At 56.0% G+C, this 26,060-nt stretch carries 22 protein-coding genes; 10 read left to right on the plus strand and 12 right to left on the minus strand.

What is annotated here, in order from left to right; all coding sequences use genetic code 11:
* Positions 1-163: 163 nt before the first annotated feature.
* A complete protein-coding gene (glpD, locus tag LQK91_RS17805; protein WP_003853033.1) occupies positions 164-1,669 on the minus strand; it encodes a glycerol-3-phosphate dehydrogenase in 1,506 nt (501 codons plus the stop codon).
* Between the two features lie 227 nt (positions 1,670-1,896).
* Here glpD and glpE point away from each other — a divergent pair, with 227 nt between their 5' ends.
* The 5 genes from glpE to malQ all read left to right on the plus strand — a co-directional run bounded on the left by glpE (position 1,897) and on the right by malQ (position 8,520).
* Positions 1,897-2,223 (plus strand): thiosulfate sulfurtransferase GlpE, encoded by a 327-nt coding sequence (gene glpE, locus LQK91_RS17810; protein ID WP_039660831.1) that lies wholly within the window; start codon positions 1,897-1,899, stop codon positions 2,221-2,223.
* Between the two features lie 29 nt (positions 2,224-2,252).
* Entirely contained in the window at positions 2,253-3,074 is an 822-nt protein-coding gene (gene glpG, locus LQK91_RS17815) for a rhomboid family intramembrane serine protease GlpG (RefSeq protein ID WP_033743324.1), read from the plus strand.
* Between the two features lie 30 nt (positions 3,075-3,104).
* Complete coding sequence (locus LQK91_RS17820; RefSeq protein WP_003853028.1) at positions 3,105-3,863, plus strand: DeoR/GlpR family transcriptional regulator; 759 nt, start codon at positions 3,105-3,107, stop codon at positions 3,861-3,863.
* 160 nt (positions 3,864-4,023) lie between these two features.
* Positions 4,024-6,429: a maltodextrin phosphorylase gene (gene malP, locus LQK91_RS17825; RefSeq protein ID WP_003853027.1), complete on the plus strand. Its 2,406-nt coding sequence runs from the start codon at positions 4,024-4,026 to the stop codon at positions 6,427-6,429.
* A gap of 9 nt (positions 6,430-6,438) precedes the next feature.
* Entirely contained in the window at positions 6,439-8,520 is a 2,082-nt protein-coding gene (malQ, locus tag LQK91_RS17830) for a 4-alpha-glucanotransferase (RefSeq protein ID WP_003853025.1), read from the plus strand.
* A gap of 35 nt (positions 8,521-8,555) precedes the next feature.
* Here the strand turns inward: malQ and nfuA are convergent, their stop codons facing one another.
* Positions 8,556-9,131 (minus strand): Fe-S biogenesis protein NfuA, encoded by a 576-nt coding sequence (gene nfuA, locus LQK91_RS17835; RefSeq protein WP_003853024.1) that lies wholly within the window; start codon positions 9,129-9,131, stop codon positions 8,556-8,558.
* Between the two features lie 58 nt (positions 9,132-9,189).
* Positions 9,190-9,870, minus strand: coding sequence for a DNA utilization protein GntX (gene gntX, locus LQK91_RS17840; RefSeq protein WP_003853023.1), 681 nt, complete (start codon positions 9,868-9,870; stop codon positions 9,190-9,192).
* Between the two features lie 34 nt (positions 9,871-9,904).
* Here gntX and bioH point away from each other — a divergent pair, with 34 nt between their 5' ends.
* Together bioH and LQK91_RS17850 are read left to right on the plus strand one after the other, a co-directional pair.
* Positions 9,905-10,681, plus strand: a complete 777-nt coding sequence (gene bioH, locus LQK91_RS17845) for a pimeloyl-ACP methyl ester esterase BioH (protein WP_078805138.1) — start codon at positions 9,905-9,907, stop codon at positions 10,679-10,681.
* Positions 10,682-10,852: 171 nt separating this feature from the next.
* Positions 10,853-11,122 (plus strand): YdgH/BhsA/McbA-like domain containing protein, encoded by a 270-nt coding sequence (locus LQK91_RS17850; protein WP_003853019.1) that lies wholly within the window; start codon positions 10,853-10,855, stop codon positions 11,120-11,122.
* On the opposite strand, the gene LQK91_RS17855 is transcribed toward LQK91_RS17850, so the two are convergent.
* The 4 genes from LQK91_RS17855 to yjbE form a co-directional block, all read right to left on the minus strand.
* Entirely contained in the window at positions 11,123-12,808 is a 1,686-nt protein-coding gene (locus tag LQK91_RS17855) for an alpha-amylase family glycosyl hydrolase (RefSeq protein WP_078805139.1), read from the minus strand.
* Between the two features lie 127 nt (positions 12,809-12,935).
* Positions 12,936-15,263 carry a Tex family protein gene (locus LQK91_RS17860; protein ID WP_105099967.1) on the minus strand — a complete coding sequence of 776 codons (2,328 nt, stop codon included), beginning with the start codon at positions 15,261-15,263 and terminating at the stop codon, positions 12,936-12,938.
* A 103-nt stretch (positions 15,264-15,366) separates the two neighbouring features.
* Positions 15,367-15,840 carry a transcription elongation factor GreB gene (gene greB / locus LQK91_RS17865; protein WP_003853016.1) on the minus strand — a complete coding sequence of 158 codons (474 nt, stop codon included), beginning with the start codon at positions 15,838-15,840 and terminating at the stop codon, positions 15,367-15,369.
* Between the two features lie 184 nt (positions 15,841-16,024).
* Positions 16,025-16,273 (minus strand): exopolysaccharide production protein YjbE, encoded by a 249-nt coding sequence (yjbE, locus tag LQK91_RS17870; protein WP_003853015.1) that lies wholly within the window; start codon positions 16,271-16,273, stop codon positions 16,025-16,027.
* A gap of 537 nt (positions 16,274-16,810) precedes the next feature.
* Here yjbE and ompR point away from each other — a divergent pair.
* Positions 16,811-17,530, plus strand: a complete 720-nt coding sequence (gene ompR / locus LQK91_RS17875) for a two-component system response regulator OmpR (protein ID WP_003853014.1) — start codon at positions 16,811-16,813, stop codon at positions 17,528-17,530.
* Positions 17,527-18,894: a two-component system sensor histidine kinase EnvZ gene (envZ, locus tag LQK91_RS17880; protein WP_003853013.1), complete on the plus strand. Its 1,368-nt coding sequence runs from the start codon at positions 17,527-17,529 to the stop codon at positions 18,892-18,894. Before ompR ends, envZ begins: the two co-directional genes overlap by 4 nt.
* Positions 18,895-18,932: 38 nt before the next feature.
* On the opposite strand, the gene pckA is transcribed toward envZ, so the two are convergent.
* The 5 genes from pckA to LQK91_RS17905 all read right to left on the minus strand — a co-directional run bounded on the left by pckA (position 18,933) and on the right by LQK91_RS17905 (position 25,096).
* Complete coding sequence (gene pckA, locus LQK91_RS17885) at positions 18,933-20,552, minus strand: phosphoenolpyruvate carboxykinase (ATP) (RefSeq protein WP_039660825.1); 1,620 nt, start codon at positions 20,550-20,552, stop codon at positions 18,933-18,935.
* Positions 20,553-20,927: 375 nt separating this feature from the next.
* Positions 20,928-21,794: an Hsp33 family molecular chaperone HslO gene (hslO, locus tag LQK91_RS17890; RefSeq protein WP_003853011.1), complete on the minus strand. Its 867-nt coding sequence runs from the start codon at positions 21,792-21,794 to the stop codon at positions 20,928-20,930.
* A 49-nt stretch (positions 21,795-21,843) separates the two neighbouring features.
* Entirely contained in the window at positions 21,844-22,245 is a 402-nt protein-coding gene (gene hslR, locus LQK91_RS17895; RefSeq protein ID WP_003853009.1) for a ribosome-associated heat shock protein Hsp15, read from the minus strand.
* 13 nt (positions 22,246-22,258) lie between these two features.
* Positions 22,259-22,906 (minus strand): GMP/IMP nucleotidase, encoded by a 648-nt coding sequence (yrfG, locus tag LQK91_RS17900; RefSeq protein WP_003853007.1) that lies wholly within the window; start codon positions 22,904-22,906, stop codon positions 22,259-22,261.
* 54 nt (positions 22,907-22,960) lie between these two features.
* Entirely contained in the window at positions 22,961-25,096 is a 2,136-nt protein-coding gene (locus LQK91_RS17905; protein WP_033743308.1) for an intracellular growth attenuator family protein, read from the minus strand.
* Between the two features lie 391 nt (positions 25,097-25,487).
* Here LQK91_RS17905 and nudE point away from each other — a divergent pair, with 391 nt between their 5' ends.
* The gene (gene nudE, locus LQK91_RS17910; RefSeq protein WP_003853003.1) at positions 25,488-26,051 is read left to right on the plus strand and encodes an ADP compounds hydrolase NudE; all 564 of its coding nucleotides are present in this window, start codon (positions 25,488-25,490) and stop codon (positions 26,049-26,051) included.
* The last annotated feature ends 9 nt before the right edge of the window (positions 26,052-26,060 follow it).

Here is a 26,060-nt window from a genome sequence, read left to right on the forward strand (position 1 = left end):
CTGAATCGGTATTCATGATGAACAAAGCCAGTCATACCGGTTTGCTCGCTGACAGGCGTTTCTTCTGATGAGGTGTGAGGATGCGGCTGGCCTGAATATTAACCGAATAAGCAGCCAATAAAAAAGCAGGCCGAAGCCTGCTTTCTGTTGTTGTATTGCTCGCTTATGACGCCAGGGACAGTGCCGGTTTGGCTTTCGCCGCCAGCCACTCTGCCACCCGGGCCTGCTGCTCTTTGGTCAGCCACATACCCTGTTTGGTACGACGCCAGATAGCATCGTCAAGCTCACGTACCCATTCATGCTGCACCAGGTAGCGTAACTCCGCCTCATAGAAGTCGTGACCGAAGTTCTCACCCAGATCGTCCAGACTTTTCGCACCCGCCAGCAGGGTTTCAGTGCTGCTGCCGTAAGTGCGTGAGAAGTGGCGCGCCATGTTTTCGGTGATGAACGGATAACGACGACGCAGGCTGACCGCGTAATCATCGCTGGTGCCGTTGATATTACCGCCCGGCAACACGCAGTTTTTGGTCCAGGCTGGGCCGGCTTTCGGATAGTACTTCGCCAGTTTCTCCAGCGCATGTTCTGCCAGCTTGCGATAAGTGGTCAGCTTGCCACCAAACACGGAAAGCAGCGGTGCCTGACCGTTATCATCGCGCACATCCAGCGTGTAATCGCGAGTGATCGCCTGCGGCGAATCAGACTCGTCATCGCACAGCGGACGGACACCCGAGTAAGACCAGACGATATCGTCGGCGGTCAGCTGCTTTTTAAAGTGTCCGTTGAACACTTTCAGCAGGTACTCGGTCTCGCTGTCGTCGATATGGACGCTTTTCGGATCGCCTTTGTATTCCACATCGGTGGTGCCGATGATTGAGAACTCATCCATCCAGGGAATGACAAACACGATGCGGTTATCTTCGTTCTGCAGGATATAAGCCTGTTTCTCGGTATGGACGCGCGGCACGACGATGTGGCTGCCTTTGATCAGACGGATACCGTAAGGCGATTTCAGCTTCAGGCTGTCGTCGAACAGCTGTTTGACCCACGGGCCTGCCGCGTTGACCAGACCTTTTGCCTGCCAGGTAAAGGTTTTGCCGGTATCAACATCTTCGGCTTCGACCATCCACAGGCCACCTTCACGCCAGGCGCGGGTGACACGAGTACGGGTACGCACTTCGCCACCATGCTTAACCACTTCCTGCGCATTCAGAACGACCATGCGGGCATCATCTACCCAGCAGTCGGAGTATTCGAATCCGCGCGTGATTTCTGGCTTCAGGGCCGAATCCGCGCCAAATCGCAAACTTTTGCTGCCTGGCAGGCTGGTACGCTTGCCAAGATGGTCATACATGAACAGGCCGGTACGAATCATCCACGCCGGACGCAGATGCGGACGGTGCGGCAAGCGGAAGCGCATCGGAAACGCCAGATGCGGCGCCATTTTCAGCAGGACTTCACGCTCGGCCAGTGCTTCACTGACCAGGCGGAATTCGTAGTGTTCAAGGTAGCGCAAGCCGCCATGAATCAGTTTTGAGCTGGCTGAAGAGGTCGCGCAAGCCAAATCCCGCGCCTCCAGCATTAACACCGACAGTCCGCGTCCTGCAGCGTCTGCTGCAATGCCGGCACCGTTGATGCCGCCGCCGATCACGATCAGGTCTTTGGTTTCCACGTCATCTCCTCCGATGTTCGGAATAGTTCTCTTATGTTCGTTTTCGAGCATAATCATAATCGCAAACCAACATTTACGCCAGTCTTTAACCCGGTAAAAACATTTTTGCGTGATATAGCTAACATTCTGCCCACCAAAAAAACAGATAGCCGTAACGATTGTCAGGTTATCGGCGCGGATTATCGGGTTACACTACGCGCTATTGTGATGCTGTTATGAGAGATCCCATGGAAACGTTTGAATGTATTGATGTGCAGCAGGCGCAGGCGCGTCTGGCGCAGGGTGCGCTGCTGGTGGATATCCGTGATCCGCAAAGTTATGTCCTTGGCCATGCGGCGGGCGCGCTGCATCTGACCAACGCCAACCTCAGCGAGTTTGTCAGTGGCGCGGATCAAAGCCTGCCCGTGCTGGTGATGTGCTATCACGGTAATAGCAGCAAAAGTGCGGCGCAGTATCTTCTGGGACAGGGCTTCAGCGCGGCGTACAGCATTGATGGCGGCTTTGATGCCTGGCGTGCCGCCTTCCCTCAGCAGGTTGCCTCTGGCAGTGAATAGCTTGCTGCTCGTCACATGGAGAGTTAATGATGCGCATTACCCAATTTAATCAGCCGCGCATGGCGCAGGCGTTTGTTGACTACATGGCGACGCAGGGCATCACGTTGCGTATTGAGCATGAAAATCACTACGTCATCATGCTGGATGATGAGAGCAAGATTGCAGTGGTCGAAAACGAACTTCAGCAGTTTCTGCATGACCCTAACCATCCGCGCTATCAGGCCGCCAGCTGGCACAGCGGCAAGACTGACAGCGGTTTGCGCTATGAGCGTAGCAATATCTGGGCGAACATCCGCGAGCGTGCCGGTCCGCTGACCATGACCCTGATGGTGCTCTGCATCGCGGTCTTTATTCTGATGCAGGTCATGGGCGATCAGGCCGTGATGGCGTGGCTCTCCTGGCCGGATGCCGACCAGCATCTTCAGGTCTGGCGCTGGTTCAGTCATGCGCTGCTGCACTTTTCACTGCTGCACATCCTGTTTAATCTGATGTGGTGGTGGTATCTCGGCGGCGCGGTTGAAAAGCGTCTGGGCAGCGGCAAACTGTTTGTAATTATGCTGATTTCGGCGCTGCTCAGCGGCTGGCTGCAGGCGAAGTTCAGTGGCATCTGGTTTGGTGGTCTGTCGGGCGTGGTCTATGCCCTGATGGGTTACTGCTGGCTACGCGGTGAGCGCGATCCCGACAGCGGCGTCTATCTTGAACGGGGATTGATCGGTTTTGCGGTGGTCTGGCTGGTGATTGGCTGGTTCGGCGTCTTTGGTCTGGCGATTGCCAACGCGGCGCACGTTGCTGGTCTGGTGGTCGGGCTGGCGATGGCGCTGGTCGATACGCGTAACGTCACGCGTCGATAGACAGGTTTAGCGGGTTAACAGGAGAGGAACGTGAAGCAGACGCAACGTCATGACGCGATTATCGATTTAGTCCGTCGTCAGGGATATGTCAGTACTGAGGAGCTGGTAGATCATTTTGAGGTCAGCCCGCAGACCATTCGTCGCGACCTCAACGATTTGGCCGATCAAAACAAAATTCAGCGCCACCACGGCGGCGCGGCGCTTCCTTCCAGCTCTGAGAATACCGCCTGGCACGATCGCAAAATGATGTGGTCAGCGGAAAAAGCGCGGATTGCGCAGCGTGTTGCCAGCCAGATCCCGGATGGCGCTACGCTGTTTATTGATATTGGCACCACGCCGGAAGCGGTGGCGCATGCGCTGCTCAACCACAGCAATTTACGTGTGGTGACCAATAACCTTAACGTCGCGATGCTGTTAATGGGCAAACCCGATTTCCGGGTGATTATCGCGGGCGGTGAAGTGCGCACCCGCGATGGCGCCGTGATGGGGGAAGCGACGCTCGACTTTATTTCTCAGTTCCGGCTCGATTACGGCATCCTGGGGATCAGCGGCATCGACATGGATGGGTCGCTGCTGGAGTTCGACTATCACGAAGTCCGCACCAAACGCGCGATTATAGAAAATTCACGCTGCGCGATGCTGGTGGTGGATCACTCGAAATTTGGCCGAAATGCCATGGTTAACCTTGGCAACATGAGTCTGCTGGATTATCTCTACACCGATAAAATGCCGCCAGCCAGCGTCATGAAAGTGATTGAGCAGCATGAGGTTCACCTCGAACTCTGCTGATTCCTGCGACGCCAGCCACCCGGCTGGCGTTTTTCTTTGATTGTTGTCGCTTTTTCCCCCACTCACGTCTTAACTTAACGGTTGCTGGCACCCGGTTGCCAGCCCGTGCGCTTTCTATTTTTGTTTTGCTTCACCTCATTGCGTAACAGAAGGGAGTGATATGCCGCAGCAAAAATTTAATAAAGCCCGTTTTACCGCTGCCCTGACCCGACAGTGGCAACAGTTGAGTCTCCATTCCGCCCAACAGATGACCTCGCACCAGGCGTGGCAGGCGGTCAGTGCGGCACTGGCAGAACTGCTCGATACCCAGCCGGCACCGCGTCCGGCTAAGCAGCAGCGTCACGTAAATTACCTGTCGATGGAGTTTCTCATTGGTCGTCTGACCGGCAACAATCTGCTGAATCTCGGCTGGTATGACGAGGTCAAAGCGGCGCTGGCTGAGCAGCAACTTGATTTAACCGAATTGCTGGAGCAGGAGATCGACCCGGCACTCGGCAACGGCGGGCTGGGGCGACTCGCCGCCTGCTATATGGATTCGATGGCAACGGTGGGGCAGTCCGCCACCGGCCACGGGCTGAATTATCAGTATGGCCTGTTCCGCCAGTCTTTCGAGGAGGGTAAGCAGATTGAAGCGCCCGATGACTGGCAGCGTGAACGCTATCCGTGGTTTCGTCACAATGCGGCGCTGGATGTGGACGTTGCGATGGGCGGCCGGGTGGAAAAGCGTGAGGATGGCGGTGTACGCTGGCTTCCCGATTTTACGCTGCGTGGTGAGGCCTGGGATTTGCCGGTGACCGGCTACCGCAACGGCGTGACACTGCCGCTGCGCCTGTGGCAGGCCGTGAGTGCGCACCCGTTTGACCTGACGGCCTTTAACGACGGCAATTTCCTTCAGGCGGAGCAGCCTGGTATTGAGGCGGCAAAACTCACCAAAGTGCTCTATCCCAATGACAACCATCAGGCCGGCAAGCGGCTGCGTTTGATGCAGCAATATTTTCAGTGTGCCTGCGCCGTAGCCGACATCCTGCGCCGTCACCATCTGGCGGGCCGCAGCATTCACAGTCTGCCGGACTTTGAGGTGATCCAGCTCAACGATACCCATCCGACCATCGCCATCCCCGAGATGCTGCGTGTGCTGCTGGATGAACATCAGCTGAGCTGGGATGAGGCGTGGCATATCACCAGCCGCTTGTTCGCTTACACCAACCACACGCTGATGCCGGAGGCGCTGGAGCGCTGGGATGAGAAGCTGATGCGCAGCCTGCTGCCGCGCCATATGCTGATTATCAAAGAGATTAATCAGCGGCTGAAAAAGCAGGTGAAACAGCACTGGCCGGATGACAAAGCGATGTGGCACAAGCTGGCGGTGGTGGCGGACGGACAGGTGCGCATGGCCAATCTCTGTGTGGTGAGTGGCTTTGCGGTCAACGGCGTGGCGGCACTGCACTCCCGCCTGGTGGTCAGCGATCTCTTCCCGGAATATCACCAGCTCTGGCCGCAAAAATTCCACAACGTCACCAACGGCATTACGCCGCGTCGCTGGCTGAAGCAGTGTAATCCGGCGCTGGCGGCACTGATTGATGAGACGCTGAAAACGGAGTGGGCCAATAACCTTGATGCGTTAACCGGTCTGGAGCCGTATGCCGACGATCAGGCGTTTCGTCAGCGCTATCGCAGCATCAAACAGCAGAACAAAGCGCAGCTCACAGAGTATATCGCCCGCCATACCGGCATCATCGTGAACCCGGCGGCGCTGTTCGATGTGCAGATCAAACGTCTGCATGAGTACAAGCGCCAGCACCTCAGCCTGCTGCATATCCTCTACTGCTATCAGAAGCTTCTGAACAACCCGGAAGATGTCACCTTCACGCCGCGGGTGTTCCTGTTCGGGGCCAAAGCCGCGCCGGGTTACTACCTGGCAAAAAATATTATCTACGCCATTAACAAGGTTGCGGAGGTGGTGAACAACGACCCGCGGGTGGGTGACAGGCTCAAAGTGGTGTTTATCCCGGACTACCGCATCACCGTGGCTGAACTGATGATCCCGGCGGCCGATCTCTCCGAGCAGATCTCTACAGCCGGTTATGAAGCCTCGGGCACTGGCAACATGAAGCTGGCGCTGAATGGCGCGCTGACTATTGGCACGCTGGATGGTGCCAATGTCGAGATTGCCGAACAGGTGGGCGAGGAGAATATCTTTATCTTCGGTCACACCGTGGATGAGGTGAAGGCGCTCAAAGCGAAAGGCTACAACCCGAAAAAGGTGCGTAAGCAGAACAAGCCGCTGGACGATTTACTGAAATCGCTGGAGAAAGGCAAATTCAGCGGCGGGGATAAACATGCGTTTGACCTGATGCTGGAGAGCCTGACCAAAAATGGCGATCCCTGGCTGGTGCTGGCTGATTTTCAGGCCTATGTCGAGGCACAGCAACGGGTGGAAGCCCTGTGGCGTGACCCGGAAGGCTGGACCCGCGCCGCTATCCTCAATACGGCCCGAACCGGCATGTTCAGTTCGGACCGTTCCATTCGTGACTATCAGCAACGTATCTGGCAGGCACCGCGCTAAGGAGCAGCAATGAAGCAAAATGCACTCGATCAGGCCGCCCGTGCCGCGGGAATTTCACTGGATTACATCAACGTTAACGGCGAGAAAGCGGCGATCAGCGATGAGACCAAACGCGCGCTGCTGGCGGTAATGGACGATCCGCAGGATGCCAAAAAATCACCGCTGCCGCCGGTCGCGGTGTTCAGCGGCAGTGGCAAACGGCAATTGACGCCACAGGGCAGCGGCGTCTACAGCTGGCAGTTGCAGACCGAAAAGGGCAAGCAGTTTAGCGGCGAGTTAACCGCCGGAGAGCCTTTTTCGCTGCCGGGGCCGCTGACACAGGGTTATCACCAGCTCACGCTCACTAAAGGAAAGAAGCGCTGGCAGACGCGGATTATTGTCGCGCCGCGCCGCTGCTATCTGCCGCCAGCGCTGGAGGCGGGAGAGAAACGCTGGGGCGCGCTGGTGCAGCTCTACACGGTGCGATCTGAACAGAACTGGGGCATTGGCGACTTCGGCGACCTTGACCAGCTGCTGGTGCAACTGGCTGAGCGCGGCGGCGATTTTGTCGGGCTGAATCCGCTGCATGCGCTCTATCCCGCCAGCGCCGGTTTTGCCAGCCCGTACAGTCCGTCATCCCGCCGCTGGCTGAATGTGATTTATATCGACGTCAGTCAGGTCGCCGATTTTCAGCAAAGCGCGGCAGCACAGAAGTGGTGGAAAAGTGCCAAAACCCAGAAGGCGCTGACCAAAGCGCGAGAGGCGGAGTGGGTTGACTACGAGGCCGTGATGGCGCTTAAGCTCACTGCGCTGCGGCACGCCTGGGCCCACTTCCAGGCGCGTGATAACCAGAGCGAAGAGCATCAATCCTGGGCAGATTTTGTACGTGAAGGCGGCGACAGCCTGCGTTATCAGGCGGCTTACGACGGCATCCAGCTGGAGCGGCAGGCGGACAAGACGCAGCAGGGCGGCTGGCCTGCATGGCCGGAAGCGTGGCGTAACAGCCAGTTACCTGAGGTGCAGCAGTGGTGTGAGCAGCATGAAGAGGAGATCGCGTTCTGGCAGTGGCTGCAATGGCTGGCACAGCAGCAGTTCTCGGCCTGCTGGACGCACAGTCAGGCGCTGGGCATGAGCGTGGGGCTTTATCGTGATCTGGCGGTGGGCGTAGCAGAGGGCAGTGCGGAAACCTGGCACGACCCGGAGCTTTATCGCCTTAAAGCTTCAGTGGGTGCACCACCCGATCGTCTGGGGCCGCTGGGACAAAACTGGGGCTTGCCGCCGATGGACCCGCATGTGATGCAGGCGCGGGGCTATCAGCCGTTCATCGACATGCTGCGCGCCAACATGCGCGACTGCGGGGCATTGCGTATCGACCATGTGATGTCTCTACTGCGTCTGTGGTGGGTACCCGCCGGAGAGACGGCGGATAAAGGCGCCTATGTCGCCTATCCGGTCAATGACCTGCTGGGCATCCTGGCGCTGGAGAGCCACCGGCTGCGCTGCATGGTGATTGGTGAAGACCTGGGCACCGTGCCTCAGGAAATTATCAGCCTGCTGCGTAAAAGCGGTGTCTTTTCATGGAAGGTGCTCTGGTTTGAGCAGGAGAAAGATCAGCGTTATCGCGCGCCGCAGGACTATCCACGCCAGTCTATCGCCAGCGCCAGTACCCATGATCTGCCGACGCTGACCGGTTTCTGGGAGCAGGGCGACCTGGATCTGGGTGAGAAGCTGGGCCTTTATCCGGGCGATGCAGTGAAAGCGCTGCATCAACAGCGTGCCGCGCAGAAACAGGCGCTGCTGGATGCGCTGCATCAGGCAGGTGCCTTACCGGCCCGCAGTCAGAAGAAGGCGGAAAAGCTGAACATGACACCTGCGCTGAACCGGGCCATCCATCGCTTCCTGGCGGATACCGACAGTGCGCTGCTTGGCCTGCAGCCTGAGGACTGGCTCGGTATGACCACGCCGGTCAACGTGCCGGGCACAGTAGATCAGTACCCTAACTGGCGACGCAAGCTGAGCAAAACGCTGGAGGCGATCTTTGCTGACAAGGAGGTGAATACGCTGCTGAAGGTGGTCAGTGAGCAGCGTCAGTCAGGACAGAAAGGGCAATAAAAATAGCGCGGCAGTCAGGCTGCCGCGCTTTATCATCAGTAGAACGAGTGTTCGCCACGCTGATGCTCGGTAATATCCCGCACGCCTTTCAGTTCCGGGAAGGCAGCCAGCAGCTCTTTCTCGATACCATCTTTCAGGGTCACGTCGATCATCGAACAGCCGTTACAGCCGCCGCCAAACTGCAGAATGGCGTAGCCATCTTCGGTGATCTCCATCAGCGATACGCGACCGCCGTGGCCAGCGAGCTGTGGGTTGATCTGCGCCTGCAGCAGGTACTCAACACGCTCAACCATTGGCGCATCATCAGAGACTTTGCGCATCTTGGCATTCGGCGCTTTCAGCGTCAGCTGAGAACCCAGATTGTCAGTCACGAAGTCGATTTCCGCATCTTCCAGATAAGGTTTGCTCAGTTCATCAACATACGCTGAGAGCTTCTCGAACTTCAGTTCAGTATCGGTGGCTTCAACAGCATCGGGCGGACAGTAAGAGACGCCACACTCGGCTGTTGGCGTACCCGGGTTAATCACGAATACGCGAATCTGGGTGCCATCTTCTTGTTTGGATAGCAGTTTAGAAAAATGTTCCTGGGCAGAGTCAGTAATTCGGATCATGTCGATTGCTCAATAGTTGACTAATTTAGTTGGTTATAATACGCCCATCAATGACGCGCTACAAGGTACGGCACAGACACCAGACCTGCACGCTGGCAGCACCCTGCGCCAGTAAAAGACGACTGATTTCATCTACGGTACTGCCGGTGGTAATGACGTCATCCAGCAAAGCGATATGGCGTCCCTGCACCGCCATTTCAAGGCGGAAAGCACCGCGTAAGTTAGTGCGGCGCTGGCGGGCGCTGAGCTGATGCTGTAATGCGCCTCTGCGCGTGCGGGAAAGCCCTTCACGCCATTCACATCCCAGCCAGTGCGCCAGCGGTGCGGCCAGCAGGACAGTCTGGTTGAAGCCGCGCTGCCAGCGTCGTCGCTGGTGCAGCGGAACCGGCAGCAGCAGATCAGGACGCGGCACATCACCGCGTCGGTAAACATTAAGCCAGCTTAGCAAAATCAGCCGCGCCAGCATCACCCTGAGTGCGGTTATGTGAGAAAATTTAAGCTGATTAACCCACTGGCTGAACGGCAGACAATAGTCATTAACGCAGACCAGCGCCTGCCAGGCGGGCGGTTTAAGCTGGCAGCGGCCACAGGCGACCTTTTCTGATCCTGCTGGTAACCCACAGCGTGGGCAGAGCCGCGGTAATGGCGGTAATTTGCGTAAACATAAGCTGCAGATACCGTGCCGGGCTATCCGCAACGGCATCCGGCATAGCCAACACAGGGCGGGCATTGCTAGCATAGCGACCTCCTTATCATTTTCGGGATAGTAACTGATGACGTCGCTCTACTGGCACACCTGCGGAGAAGGAAAACGCGATCTTGTGCTGCTGCACGGATGGGGACTGAATGCCGAAGTCTGGCAAAGCATTATTCCGCGACTCAGCGCGCATTACCGTCTGCATCTGGTCGACCTGCCCGGTTATGGTCGCAGCCAGAACGTTGACGCGCTGACACTGGAGCAGATGGCTGAGCAGATAATGCCTTTGCTGCCACCGCAGGCCATTGTGGTGGGCTGGTCGCTGGGCGGACTGGTCGCGACGCAGCTTGCGCTGACCGCGCCAGAAAAGCTGGACGCCCTGATTACCGTTGCATCATCACCCTGTTTCACCGCCACAGAGCACTGGCCCGGCATTAAACCGGAAACGCTGCAGAACTTTCAGCAGATGCTCAGTAATGATTTTCAGCGCACGGTGGAGCGCTTTCTGGCGCTGCAGACGCTGGGCACCGAAACGGCGCGTGCCGATGCGCGACAGCTGAAAGAGGTGGTACTGTCACAACCCGTGCCGGCGGTGGCGGTGCTGGATGGCGGGCTCGACATTCTGCGTCAGGTCGACCTGCGCGACGCGTTACCGCAGATCACATTGCCGTTTTTGCGACTCTACGGGGCATTAGATGGTCTGGTGCCGCGTCGGATTGCTGCAGAGATCGATGAAATGTTGCCAGCCTCGCCCTCTGTGATTATCGAAAAAGCAGCACATGCACCTTTTATTTCTCATCCAGAGATGTTTTGTCAGCACATTATTAATTTTATCAGCAGTTTAGAGGGATAGTCGTGCTATGGGTTGGCAAAAATCGTTAACAGCATCAATACTTCTCTTTGTGAGCAAGGCCGCTGCAATTTTATGTGATTAGTCACGGAAATGACTATGCCGTTCCATACTGCCTTACGCGTTTAGCGGCTGCTTACATCTCACAATGGATCATGAATGAGGGTAAACATAATGAAGGTTTTTAAATGGGTTGTGGCTTCAATGATGATGGGCGCGATTTCATTTTCTGCGATGGCAGCGAAGGAAGTCACCAAAGAAGAAGTTAAGACAATGAACCTGCAGAAAATTGGCACCGTTAACACCACAGCGGAAACCACCTCGCCAATGGATGCTAAAAAAGTACTGTCTAAGCTCGCTGACGAAAAAGGCGGGAAATACTACCTGGTGATCGCCGGTCGCGAACACGGTAAATTCAGTGCAACGGCTGAAGTCTACAAGTAATTAACGCAGCCACATGAACTGCCAGGCATCCAGCTTAACCGGCTGGGTGCCATCAATCTTCTCTCCGCTCACCACATCCTGCAACGTATGCGCCACCGGCAATCGCGTTTCCACTGACCGGCCACTCAGATTAAACACGCATAGCAATCCGCCGCCGCTTTCTGGCTGATGCCGGCTGAGCACCAGCAGGGCGTTTTCGCTGTCGTAGATCGTCATCGGATTATCAGGATGGAATGCGGGCTGACGACGACGCAGCTGGATCAACTGGCTGAGTCGGGTATAAATCTGCTGACGCAGCCAGTCACCACCCGCCAGGGCCGCCTCAATCTGCTGTAAATCATACTTCTGACGGTTAATCGCCCGGTTATGTCCGGCGGCCCGCACGCCATCATAATGGTTACGACCGCCCAGAATGCTCTGGATATAGATGGCCGGCACGCCAGGAAAGACCAGCAGAATCGCATGGGCCAGCAGGAAGCGTTTCAGCCGCGTGGCATCATCATCCGCTTCACGGTTCAGCGCATCCAGAAACGTGACATTAATTTCATAGGGGCTGGTGCTACCGTCAGGGTTATTTTTATAGGAGACCAGCGCGCCCTCCAGCGCCAGGTCGCGCACCAGCGACACAATCTCCACTTCAGACAGGATGCCGCGCGCCGGATTCAGCCCGATACCATCGTGTGACGCCAGGAAGTTGAAGAAAGTGGTGTCATTACTACTGAGATCCAGTGAGCTGGCCCACTGCCGCAACGCGCGCGCCGAGCCGGTGTGAATGGCATGCAGCACCAGTGGCGGCAGCGAAAACTGATAAACCATCTGCGCTTCATCGTGCCCGTTGCCCAGGTAGCTGATGTTGTCCTGATGCGGCACGTTAGTCTCGGTAATAATCACCGTACCTGGCGCGACATGGTTGGCAATCGCGCGGAACAGCTTCACCAGTTGATGGGTCTTTTCCAGATGAATGCAGCGCGTGCCTGGCGTTTTCCACATATAGCCGACCGCATCAAGGCGCACATAGTCGGCGCCACGGACCAGGTAGTCGAGCAACACGTTGACCATGCGCAACAATACCTCAGGATTGGCAAAGTTAAGATCAATCTGGTCGGCACTGAAGGTGGTCCAGATGAAGCGGGTATCACCATCCGCCATCTTAAACGGTGTCAGCAGCGGCGAGGTACGTGGGCGCGTCACGGCGCTGAGATCCGTGGCAGGTGGCATGCTGATAAAGAAATCGTCCCAGCCGGGATCCTGCGCCAGAAAGTGGCTGAACCAGGCGCTTTTTGCCGACATATGGTTGCAGACGAAGTCGAACATCAGGCGGGTTTCCTGATGCAAACGCGAAATATCCTGCCAGTCGCCGCACACCGGATCGACCTCGTGGTAATTAATCACCGAAAATCCGTCGTCGGACGACCAGGGGAAAAAAGGTAGCAGGTGAACCAACGGAAAGGTGGATTGCAGGTGCTGCTGATAGAAACGGGAAAAGGTGTTGAGCGTGGGTTTATCGGTTTCACGAAACTGGTCGGCGTAGGTGATGAGCACCACATCCTGCTCATCCCAGTGGGCCTTGCGCGGCAGCTTAATCGCCTCGCGGGCTGTGGCAATGTCAGCCTTAAGGCGCGCTAAGGTCGCCTCCGGAAATGTGCCAGCATAAATCTTATCAATCAGATCGGTGATCGTTTCCATCGTGAATTGGGTGCCACAGCAGGTGTTGTTTTTATGACAGGCTTCTTTTTAGCGTAGCGCGATGATGGGGATTTTCAACCGGGGGAAAGCGTGTGAAGAGGGGGCCTGATGTGGCCCCCTGAAAAGCTTAGCGTTTTTTACCGAATGCCGCAGCCAGTGCATCACCCATTGCACTGTTGCCTGCGGATGCGCTGGCTGGACGCGGACGGCCTTTACCTGCAGCCGGACGTTTCTCTTCGCGCGGCGTGGTATTCTTCGCGCCACCCCGTGCATTGCCTTCGCCTGGCTGCTCATCAAGACGCATGGTGAGGGCGATACGTTTACGCTGGAGATCGACTTCCATCACTTTCACTTTGACGATATCGCCGGCTTTCACCACCTGATGGGGATCTTCCACGAAGCGATCAGAAAGCGACGAGATATGCACCAGGCCATCCTGATGCACGCCGATATCCACAAACGCACCGAAGTTAGTGACGTTGGTGACGGCACCTTCAAGGATCAAGCCCGGCGTCAGATCGTTCAGTGTTTCAACGCCTTCCGCAAACTGCGCAGTCTTAAACTCAGGACGCGGATCGCGACCCGGTTTCTCCAGCTCTTTCATGATGTCGGTAACGGTCGGCAGACCAAAACGCTCATCAATAAAATCGCGCGGGCTGAGGTTACGCAGGCTGCCAGCATTACCCATTAGATCGCTGAGGGCCTGCTCGGTGGCGGCCAGAATACGTTCGACGACCGGATACGCTTCCGGGTGAACCGTTGAGGCATCCAGCGGGTTATCACCGTGGTTGATGCGCAGGAAGCCCGCACACTGTTCAAAGGCTTTTGGCCCAAGACGACTCACTTTCAGCAACTGCTGGCGGTTCTGGAAGCGGCCATTCTCGTCACGCCAGCCGACAATGTTCTGCGCCATCATGCGCGTCAGGCCCGCGACGCGGGTCAGCAGCGGCACCGAGGCGGTGTTGAGGTCAACGCCGACGGCGTTCACGCAATCCTCTACCACGGCGTCGAGTTTCTTCGCCAGCTGGCTCTGACTGACGTCATGCTGGTACTGACCGACACCGATGGATTTCGGGTCGATTTTCACCAGCTCAGCCAGCGGATCCTGCAGACGTCGTGCGATAGACACCGCGCCACGTAGTGAAACATCGAGATCCGGGAACTCCAGCGCCGCCAGTTCAGAGGCCGAGTAAACGGAGGCGCCGGCTTCACTGACAATCACTTTCTGCGCCGTCACCTGCGGGAACTGCTGCTGCAGATCCAGGAAGAAGCGCTCGGTTTCACGTGAGGCGGTTCCGTTGCCAATCGCCACCAGCTCAACCTGATGCTTAATGCAGAGCGCGGCGACGGCAGCGGCGGCTTTGGCGGTCTGGCCGGTGTGCGGATAGACGGTATCGGTCGCCACGACTTTACCGGTGGCATCGACCACCGCGACTTTAACGCCGGTGCGCAGGCCGGGATCCAGTCCCATAGTGGCGCGCATGCCCGCCGGCGCCGCCATCAGCAAATCGTGCAGGTTGCGGGCAAAGACGTTAATGGCTTCATCTTCTGCGCGTTCGCGCACTGTACCCATCAACTCCGTTTCCAGATGCAGCATCACCTTGATGCGCCACGTCCAGCTCACCACCGCTTTACGCCAGCTGTCGGCTGGCGCGTTGTTCAGGCGCAGATTCAGGTGTTCAGCGATCAGCGTTTCGCCGTGGCTTTCACGTGGTGCTTCATCAAACTGCGGATCGGCATTCAGCGACAGTTGCAGTACACCTTCGTTACGGCCACGCAGCATCGCCAGCGCACGGTGTGACGGCACGCTGCTCAGCGCTTCGTGGTGGTCAAAGTAGTCACGGAACTTCGCGCCCGCTTCCTCTTTGCCTTCCACCACGCGTGACACCAGATGGGCATTTTTCCACAGATAGTTACGCACTTTGGCCAGCAGCGCCGCATCCTCGGCGAAACGCTCCATCAGAATATAGCGGGCACCATCCAGCGCGGCACGGACGTCAGCAACGCCTTTGTCCGCATCGACATACTGCTCAGCAAGCTGCTCAGGGATGTGAGAGGGCTCCTGCCAGAGCGTGTCCGCCAGCGGTTCCAGACCGGCTTCAATAGCGATCTGTCCACGCGTCCGGCGTTTCTGTTTGTAGGGCAGGTAGAGGTCTTCAAGCTCGGTTTTGCTGAGGGTGGTGTTGATGGCGCGGGCGAGGTCGTCAGTGAGTTTTCCCTGATCGTCAATCGACTTCAGAATCGACTGGCGTCGATCTTCAAGTTCGCGCAGATAGCTGAGACGGGTTTCCAGCTGACGCAGTTGGGTGTCATCCAGCCCGCCGGTTACCTCTTTACGATAGCGTGCGATAAACGGCACGGTATTCCCTTCATCTAACAGGCGAACGGCGGCGTCAACCTGCTCTGGTCGCGCCTGTAGCTCACTGGCAATTATCTGGCTCAGAACTTTCATCATCAGGACTGTCTTGCTTTCCGGGTTGAGAAATAGCCGACAGTTATACGGATTGATGGTTAAAATTGCCAGAGAAGCGGGCGGCTTTCAGCGATAATCTGAATCGTTATTGCGGGTAGTCAATGGCGTTGACATACCACAGCGCCGGACCCACGGGTGTCTCAACAGTGGCGGCATCACCGACCTCTTTTTTCAGCAGCGCCCGCGCCATAGGTGAGTCGATGGAAATGTAATCTTTGCGGCCAAAAATCTCGTCGTAGCCCACAATGCGGAAGCGTTTGAGGTCGCCCTCATCGTTTTCAATTTCCACCCAGGCACCAAAGAATACTTTGCCATCCTGCTGGGGTGAGTAATCAACGATTCGCAGCTGCTCAAGGCTTTTGGTCAGATAGCGTACGCGGCGATCAATTTCACGCAGCCGTTTTTTGTTGTACTGGTAGTCTGCATTTTCACTGCGATCGCCAAGGCTGGCAGCCCAGGTGACTTTCTTTGTCACTTCCGGTCGCTCTTCACGCCATAAATAGTCGAGTTCCGCTTTCAGTTTGTCGAAGCCTTCGCGGGTAATGAGTCGGGTTTTCATGCTATACCGGCCAGAGAGATCTAAAGAGCGACAGTGTAAGGCAAAGAGGGCGCGGCAAAAAAGAGTCGGGGAAAGGGTTTTTAAAGGTTAAAAACCCACGTTGATTTCCCCGGCGGCGAAAGGGTTGGTGCTGTGATTGAAATAGAGCCAGTCATCTGAAGCCGGCGAAAAAGCGTGCGTAAACTTATTTTCCGGCGTGGGTCGCCGTGGTGGTCGATGTGCCGGTGCTGTGACCGTCACCGCCGCCGCCGCCCATGGTGGCCAGTGCTACGCCCAGCAGGGCTGCGACTGCGCCAACACCGATGGCGTTAGAGTTACCTTGTGCTGTTGTTGTCGCTGCTGCGCCGGCCGCTTCACCGGTTGCAGTGGCTGCATAACCTGGGCTGACGCTGCCTAAGGCCAGCGCGCTCAGCAGTAAAATTGTTTTTTTCATTGTATGTAATCCCCGTTGAGACATCGAATGTTGCCTGAGCAGTCTGGTTTAAAAAGGGGAAGGCGAAAAGTTGGCTTTACTGATTGATTTAAAGGACTTTAATTACAAATGGCCTTGCTGATGGCACGACTGAAACTAATCCGAGAGGAGCGTCGTGCATTATGCGGGGTTGCTGGAATATTATGCTGTCTGGCTGTGGTTGAGGTAGATTATCTGGAGCATATTCACAGTGATGGCTGATCATTAAGTCAAATTGCCTGCTAACTCACTGAATTAATACATTGATTAAAAGCTGGCACGCTTCCAACGCCAGCGATTCAGAGAAATAGGGCCTTTTTTTCAGATTTGCCGTATCGGCTGTCGGGCGGGGTTAAAAGCGCTAAAACTGACCCCAAAACGCCTTAAATCAAATATAAGCCCCTGTTTAATATGCTTTGTAACAATTTTGGCTAGAATATAAACCAATAATGACTGTCACTATAAGGCATCTTTTTTTAACAATGTTGGTTCAGGCAATAGCGCCTTTGGGAGTTGAAAATGCAAGAGAACTACAAAATTCTGGTCGTCGATGACGATATGCGTCTGCGTGCACTGCTTGAACGCTATCTCACCGAGCAGGGCTTTCAGGTGCGCAGTGTCGCTAATGCTGAGCAGATGGATCGCCTGTTAACCCGTGAATCCTTCCATCTGATGGTGCTCGACCTGATGTTGCCAGGTGAAGATGGCCTCTCTATCTGCCGTCGTCTGCGCAGCCAGAGCAACCCGATGCCGATCATTATGGTGACGGCTAAGGGTGAAGAAGTGGATCGTATCGTGGGGCTGGAGATCGGCGCTGACGACTATATTCCCAAACCGTTTAACCCGCGTGAGCTGCTGGCGCGTATCCGGGCGGTACTGCGTCGTCAGGCCAATGAACTGCCAGGCGCACCTTCGCAGGAAGAGGCGATTATTGCCTTTGGCAAATTCAAACTGAACCTCGGCACTCGCGAGATGTTCCGTGAAGATGAGCCGATGCCGCTGACCAGCGGTGAGTTTGCCGTGCTGAAAGCACTGGTAAGCCATCCGCGTGAGCCGCTGTCTCGCGACAAGCTGATGAACCTGGCGCGTGGCCGTGAATACAGCGCCATGGAACGTTCGATTGACGTTCAGATCTCCCGCCTGCGTCGCATGGTGGAAGAGGATCCTGCGCATCCGCGTTATATTCAGACCGTCTGGGGTCTGGGCTACGTCTTTGTGCCGGACGGCAGTAAAGCATGAAGCGACTGCGCTTCTCGCCACGGAGTTCGTTTGCCCGCACCCTGCTGCTGATCGTTACCCTGCTGTTCGTCAGCCTGGTAACGACCTATCTGGTGGTGCTGAACTTCGCCATTCTTCCCAGTCTGCAACAGTTCAATAAGGTGCTCGCTTACGAAGTTCGTATGCTGATGACCGACCGGTTGCAGCTGGAGGATGGCACGCAGCTGGAAGTGCCACCGGCGTTTCGCCGGGAAATCTATCGCGAACTGGGGATCTCGCTCTACACTAATGCAGCAGCAGAGGAGAGCGGATTGCGCTGGGCGCAGCATTATGAATTCCTGAGCGAGCAGATGGGACAGCAGCTTGGCGGTCCGACCGATGTCCGGGTTGAGGTTAACAAAAACTCGCCGGTGGTCTGGCTGAAAACCTGGCTGTCGCCCGACATCTGGGTGCGGGTGCCGCTGACTGAAATTCATCAGGGCGACTTCTCCCCGCTGTTCCGCTATACCCTGGCGATTATGCTGCTGGCGATAGGCGGTGCCTGGCTGTTTATCCGTATCCAGAACCGACCCCTGGTGGATCTGGAGCACGCCGCCCTGCAGGTCGGGCGCGGGATTATTCCGCCGCCGCTGCGCGAGTATGGCGCGTCAGAAGTGCGATCGGTGACCCGTGCCTTTAACCAGATGGCAGCGGGCGTGAAGCAGCTGGCGGATGACCGTACGCTGTTAATGGCGGGCGTCAGCCATGATTTGCGAACGCCGCTGACCCGCATTCGTCTCGCCACCGAGATGATGAGCGAGCAGGATGGCTATCTTGCCGAATCGATTAATAAAGATATCGAAGAGTGCAACGCCATCATTGAGCAGTTCATCGACTATCTGCGCACTGGTCAGGAGATGCAGACCGAGCGCGCGGACCTGAACAGCGTGCTGGGCGAAGTGGTGGCGGCTGAAAGTGGCTATGAACGTGAAATCGAAAATGCAGTGATGCCAGAAGAGCTTATGCTGGATATCAACCCGCTGTCGATTAAACGGGCGCTGGCTAACCTGGTGGTTAATGCCGCGCGATATGGCAATGGCTGGATCAAGGTCAGCAGCGGACGGGAACTGCATCGCGCGTGGTTTCAGGTAGAAGATGATGGCCCTGGCATCAAGCCGGATCAGCTGGCGCATCTGTTCCAGCCGTTTGTGCGGGGCGACAGTGCCCGCAGCACCAGCGGTACCGGTCTCGGTCTGGCGATTGTACAGCGTATTATCGATGCTCATCAGGGCTCGCTGGAGATTGGCGAGAGCGAGCGCGGAGGTTTGCGTATTCGTGCCTGGTTGCCGTTAGTGGAAAGCATGGCGCTGAGCCACAACAACGGCAGCAACAGCGTGTCGGGATAAAAAAACGGCGCGGCACTGTTATTGCCGCGCCGGTTCTTTTAGCGTTGCGGGCCCGCTTTCACCAGCGCAGCACCTGCGGCGTTATCGGTGTACTTGTCGAAGTTATCAATAAAGCGCTGTGCCAGACCCTCGGCAGCAGCGGTCCACTTCTCTTCACTCTCCCAGCTACGACGCGGATCCAGCGTGTCACTATCCAGCTCGCCCAGCGCAACCGGCATCTGCAGATTAAAGATCGGCAGCGTTTCCGTTGGCGCATCATCCAGCTCACCCGCCAGGATCGCATTGATGATGGCGCGGGTATTCTTCAGTGAGATGCGTTTGCCGCTGCCGTTCCAGCCAGTGTTCACCAGGTAAGCTTGCGCACCGGACGCTTCCATTCGCTTCACCAGCACTTCAGCGTACTGCGTCGGATGCAGCGTCAGAAATGCCGCGCCGAAACAGGCGGAGAAGGTTGGGGTGGGTGCCGTCACGCCACGCTCGGTACCGGCCAGTTTGGCCGTAAATCCTGACAGGAAATGATACTGTGTCTGCTCCGGCGTCAGACGTGAAACCGGTGGCAACACGCCAAACGCATCGGCGGTCAGGAAAATCACTTTCTTCGCGTGGCCCGCTTTTGAGACCGGCTGCACGATATTGTCGATGTGATTGATCGGATAGGAGACGCGGGTGTTTTCCGTTTTGCTGCCATCTGCGTAATCGATGCTGCCATCTTCGCGTACCACCACATTTTCCAGCAGCGCGTTGCGGCGAATGGCGCGGTAGATCTCCGGCTCAGCCTGCTCAGAGAGGTTGATGGTTTTGGCGTAGCAACCGCCTTCAAAGTTAAACACGCCATCATCGTCCCAGCCGTGTTCATCATCGCCAATCAACTGGCGATCAGGATCGGTGGAGAGGGTGGTTTTGCCGGTACCCGAAAGGCCAAAGAAGACCGCCACATCACCTGCTTTACCCACGTTAGCAGAGCAGTGCATGGAGGCGATGCCTTTCAGCGGCAGCAGGTAGTTCATGATGGCGAACAGACCTTTCTTCATCTCGCCGCCGTACCAGGTTCCGCCAATCAGCTGCATACGCTCAGTCAGATTGAAAGCGACAAAGTTCTCTGAGTTAAGACCCTGCGCCTGCCAGTCAGGATTGGTGCATTTAGCTCCGTTCATCACCACAAAGTCAGGTTTGAAGTCGGCCAGCTCAGCATCGTCAGGCTGGATGAACATATTCTTCACGAAGTGCGCCTGCCAGGCGACCTCGGTGACGAAACGTACGCTCAGACGTGAATCGGCATTGGCCCCGCAGAACGCATCCACAACAAACAGACGCTTGCCGGAAAGCTGGCGGGTGACGCAGCTTTTCAGTGCGTTCCAGGTCTCCTGCGACAGAGGCTGATTGTCGTTTTTGCCGGTGCCCTGGTCGTTCCACCACAGGGTATCGCGCGTGGTGTCATCACGCACAATGTACTTATCCTTAGGCGATCGCCCGGTGAAAATCCCGGTGTCTACTGCAATCGCGCCGCTCTGCGTCAGGGTGCCACGAGCAAAACCTTCGAGGTCCGGGCGCGTCTCTTCCTGAAATAGTGTGTCGTAATCAGGGTTGTAAACCACTTCCGTGGTATCCACGATGCCCAAAGCGGCAAGGTCTTGCGAGGTCAGGCCGTTAACGCGCATTTTACTGCTCCTTAAATCGGTGTCTGTTCTGCAAAGCAGAGATAGGTTGGGATCGTGCCAACCGGCTGTTGCATCAGGTGCGGCGAATCACTGACAGTCCACTGCGCTTCGTCACGACAGCCTGCAAAGAGAACCGGACTTTTCAGGGCATCTGCCTCTGGCTTCCGGGCGTTTGCACGATCGCGCGCAGTTTACTCTTCTGCGTTACGGGAAAAAGGGCAGTGATCTAAAAATGCGACTCAGGGCGCGTTAAGGCTATGTTTCGAACGTTTAAAAGATGTTATGAAAGTAAAAAAAGATAATTTGTCTGGAAAATTATGGGGATAGGAAAGGGGGAGAGGAGAAGGGGCGGCAGACGCCGCCCGAACAATCAAATCAGTGCAGACGGTCATCATTCTCAAGGGAGTGGCTGCGAATACCGGCGATATCGACAGCATCAAACACGTAGTTTGAACCGCAATAGTCACAGTGCATGTCGATTTTGCCATCTTCCGCGATGATCTCGTCCACTTCTTCCTGTGGCAGCGTAGTCAGCACTTCGCCACAACGTTCACGCGAGCAGGTGCATTTGTAGATCACCGGCTGCGGATCGTAGAGGGTGACCTCTTCCTGATGATAGAGACGCCAGAGCGCTTCATTCGCCGGCAGATCGATCAGCTCTTCTGTTTTAATGGTTTCGGTCAGCGTCGCCAGATGTTCAAAGACCTCTTTCTCTGTGTCCTGCGCGGGCAGCACCTGCAGCAGAATACCGGCGGCGCCTTTGTCGCTGGTGCGGATAAACAGACGCGTTGGCAGCTGCTCTGAGCGCATGAAGTAATCTTCCAGGCACGCAGCCAGGGTTTCACCTTCCAGCCCGACCACACCCTGGTAACGTTCACCCTTTTCAGGCGAAATCGTGATCACCAGATAACCGTTGCCGACCATGCTTTTCAGGGTGCTGTCGTCCGGGATATCGCCTTTGATGCGCGCAACGCCACGCAGCTCCTGATTGTTGTTGCCGTTGATCACGGCCAGCGACAGCGGACCGTCACCCTGCAGCTGTACGGTGATTTCGCCATCAAACTTCAGCGTGGCGGTCAGTAAGCTGGTCGCTACCAGCATCTCACCCAGCAGCGTTTTAACCGGTGCCGGATAGTCGTGATTTTTCACGGTTTCACGCCAGGTGTCAGAGACGTTCACCAGCTCGCCGCGCACGGCGGCATTTTCAAACAGATAACGGTGCAGTTGATCCTGGACTGACATATTTTTTCTCTCACTGGAACGGGGCGACGGTGCGTCAGCGAAGACGGCGTTATTCATCGCCCGATAATTTAAACTTCATCAAATCGCGACGCTCTTTTTTGTCAGGTCGCCGATCGGGATGGGGCATAGTCAGCGCATTCAGTTTGCGCGCCTGCGCCATTTTTTCGCGTTTTTCAATACTGGCATCGGTTTCGCGATAGAGCTGCTGGGCCTCACTGGCGGGACGGCGCTGGGCGCTGATGTCCGCCACGATCACGGTGCGTTCATCGTTGCCCTGACGCAGTGTCAGTTCCGCATTCAGTTCCACCACTTTGCCGGGTTTGCTGCGCTGGCCGTTGTAATGGACTTTGCCGCCTTCAATCATCTCCCGCGCAATCGCCCGGGTTTTGTAGAAGCGCGCGGCCCACAGCCACTTGTCGAGGCGGACCTCTTCGCTGCTTTTCTCTTTCATTGCTGCTCCTGACTCAGATCAGCGTCCGGTAATCGCCAGTGGCCCGGTGACGCTGAAAGATTTGCTCAGGACGACCCGAATCAGGGTTCTTCACGCCTAAGCACCAGCCGATGCCCCATAACGTTGCAGCATCCAGAATCACTTCGTTGTCATCGATAAACAGCGTGCGCGCCGCAGAAAAGCCGGTGTGCTGTTGTACCGCCTGCCATAAACGTTGGTCTTCTTTCGGATACCCAAAGGTATGGGTGGAAAGTAATAAATCAAGGTGCGGCGCTAAACCTGTCTGCGCCAGTTTGACGTCCAGATTGTAAGGATGCGCGTTGGTCAGCAGGATGGTGGACTTGCCCGCGCGACGCAGCGCCTGCAAAAAAGGCAGCGTATCGTCACGCAGGGCAATTAGGCTGCGCATCGCCAGCGTCATGGCACGGATATCCAGCTTCAGCGCGTCTGCCCAGTAATCCAGACAATACCAGTTTAGCGTATGGGCGACGGCCTGATATTTTTCCGCAATGATCGCGTCGGCTTCCGCCCGGCTGATGCCGCGTTGCTGGCTGAGCTGTTCAGGCACATGCTCCAGCCAGAAGTGACGATCAAACGCCAAATCCAGCAGCGTGCCATCCATGTCGAGCAGCACGGTATCAATCTCAGACCAGTTGAGCATCCAGGTTCACCCTGTGAAAAAACCGGGCGACAGGGTAGCACAGAAGGGCAGGACTCAGAATATCGAGCGCACACCCTGCAAAGTGCCAAGGTTATGGTTGAAACACTTTTCATAATACTGCTGGATATCGATCATGCGCTGGCGATTACGGTGCATGCGGCGAAGCGCCAGTAAGCCGTTAATTATCCCACAGGTCAGCAGCATCAGAAGCAGCAATACGGTGCCGAGATAGCGCCACTGCGCCATGGCATCCGGTTCATTGTGCAGGACAATGTGACGCGTGCCGTTGGCATCCGTTGAAATGCTGGTGATGATGCCGCTGGCGCTGAAAGGTGTATGCAGCAGTACGGTGGAGAGTCGTTGCAGCTCACGCCACTGAGAAGGCGGATCGAGATCAAACAGCGATACGGTGGGCTGCGGCTGATTCACTAACTGGCGACCTTCGTCGCTGACGATCAGGAATCCCCCTGGCGGCGGGCTGTTAAGATTTTCTGCCGCCCGACGGGTTTCGCGGAAAAAGAAGGTGGATGTAGCGGTATTAACCAGGTTTTCCAGCGCTTCCGCACTCACCGGGCGCAGCAGCACATTCATGCCGTTTAACTGACCGGAATCTGCCCGACGCATCAAAGCTTCCCAGTCTTTGGCATTGCCAAGGTTTACCAGGGCGTTTTTCAGCCGCATACAATCCTGCGGCTGATTGCAGAGATCCTGCGTTTTCATCACCAGATCTGAGAAGTCATCCAGCAGAATCATTCCGGACTTTTGAATCGCGGAAGCCAGCTGTGGGTTCAGTTTAGGGTCAGTATTGGTTTCGGGATGCAGCTGCTTTGTGGTGGTCTCCAGCAGCGCCGCTGCTTTATCAATAATGTCCGATTGCGGCTGCGGCAGTGGCGTCGCGTTATTCCAGTAGATCGCCGAACAGTCGAACGGCATGTAGGCGTAGCTGCGGTTGCTCTGATAGTTGTCCGGCACTGAACACATACCGGTGCCACTCACTTTGAGGTTATCGCCAATGTTCAGTGCCACGTTGCTGAGCTTATCAACGCTGCTGACCTCCAGGCTGTCGGTGCCTCTTGCCCAGGCCAGACTCAGTTTAATCGGCATCGTGAGCGGGATCCAGGTGACCAGCATAGTCAGCACCAACAGTGAACCACACGCCAGCACCACGTTTTTCCGCCAGCGCTGGATAGGGAAGTTTTTGACCTCATCCTGTAGCGACAGGAAGCGACCCTGACGCACCACCTGACGATTAAGGTAGATCTCGACATCCGTTACCTGACCGAGATCGTGTGCGACGTAAGGCTGCCAATGTGGCGGATAGGCAAGGTCAATAATGCCCAGCGTGATATTGCTCTGCTCCTGGTTCGATTCACTGAACAGACCCCAGCGTTTTGGTGCGCCGCGCAGGCAGTGTATATCACGCAGCCCGCGCTCGCCGGGAATGCGATAAAGCAGCCAGAGGCTGGCGCCAATCATTAATGTCCCCGTCAACACCAGCCAGATCATCAGCGTGGCAGGCACTAACAGGCTGAAGAAGAACAGTAAGAAGGCCAGAGAGATCGTCACCGCTTCACGCGTGCCGTCTGGCCGCGACAGACGATACTCTTCTGGCGTCTCTTTACGCACCTGCAGCAGCTCAACATTTTCTGTTTCTGCTTTGCGGATTGAGGCGTTGGTGGACACCGGACGCATGAGCACAGGCAGCGATTGCTGATCCACAGCGTAATCAACCAGCGAGTGGCCGTTCAGCGAGATCACCAGCGGAATAGATTGGGTGCGGATTAACTCCACATAGTTTTCGTCGGTAATGTACTGTTCCCACAGCGGCGGCAGATGAACTTCAACCTCATCCAGGTAATAGCGCCATTTATGGGGATCGTCTGTAGAGAGGCCGTAACGGGTAATTGCGCGGGTAACCGGATAGACATTGTTGCTCTGCGCTGTCAGCGTCAGCCGTTCAGACGCGCTTCGCTTATGGGTAGTGACAGGCGTACTGAGTTGTTTTTCCAGCGCGGCGACATACTTATCGACAGCCTCACGTTCCTGCGGAGAGAGCTTACGGCAGGGCGGACTGATGAATGGCAGTGGTTTCGCCAACGGCGGACGATGCCGCATAGCGTACCAAAACCCCATGCCTGCCAGGATTGAACAGGTCAGCACTATGGCCAGGATCATCAAGATTGTGCTCATGCTCTGCTCAATTCAGCCAAAATGCTGCCTTCACTTTAAACTTTCGCTCCCGGTTATGCTCACTATAAAAGAGACATTCCGAAAGATTATATAACCCTGAGGAGTCAGACACCCGATGAAATAGTGCCAGCGTATATCTGATTGGCATTTGTTAAACCCTGCCTTGTCCGAATGGTAACCGGCACAGACTGGATTAAATATCGGTATTATCTGAAACTTATCGCAGCGTATTGACTAATGCAAATTTAGTCTTAACTGATAACTAAAGCCTGTTATTCAACCGATTGAATCTGTGCAACGATAACGTCACTGTCTGACTGTCGCACAATTGCCTGCGGTTAGGTATGCTAATTCGCTACTGATAGCCGGCGCAGAATAATTTGAGGCTGATATGAAAATTCCAAAAAAACCTGACATCCTCAATATCACCGCCGTGGCACGTTCACGGTTATTCACTATTGAGTCGGTTGATCTGGCTTTCAGCAATGGTGCACATCGCGTCTATGAGCGGATGAAGCCTTCAGAGCGCGAAGCGGTGATGATTGTGCCGATTATTGATGATCATCTGATCCTGATTCAGGAGTACGCCGTCGGACTGGAAACCTACGAACTCGGCTTCCCGAAAGGGCTGATCGATGCAGGCGAAACCGTGAATGAAGCGGCGGTGCGCGAACTGAAAGAAGAAGTCGGCTTTGGTGCAGATCAGCTGACCACGCTGGGCAAGCTCACCATGGCACCTTCTTACTTTTCCAGCAAAATGAATATTGTGATCGCGGAAGGTCTCTATGCTGAAAAGCTGGAGGGTGATGAGCCGGAGCCGCTGATTATCCACCGCTGGCCGCTCAGCGATATGCTGTCGCTGCTGGACGAACCCGATTTCCGCGAGGCGCGTAATGTCAGTGCACTGTTTATGGCGCGCGAATGGCTGGTGAAACAGGGACGGCTGCGTTACTGAACAGGATGC

Source organism: Pantoea sp. MHSD4 (assembly GCF_021043305.1).
Lineage (GTDB): Bacteria > Pseudomonadota > Gammaproteobacteria > Enterobacterales > Enterobacteriaceae > Pantoea > Pantoea eucalypti.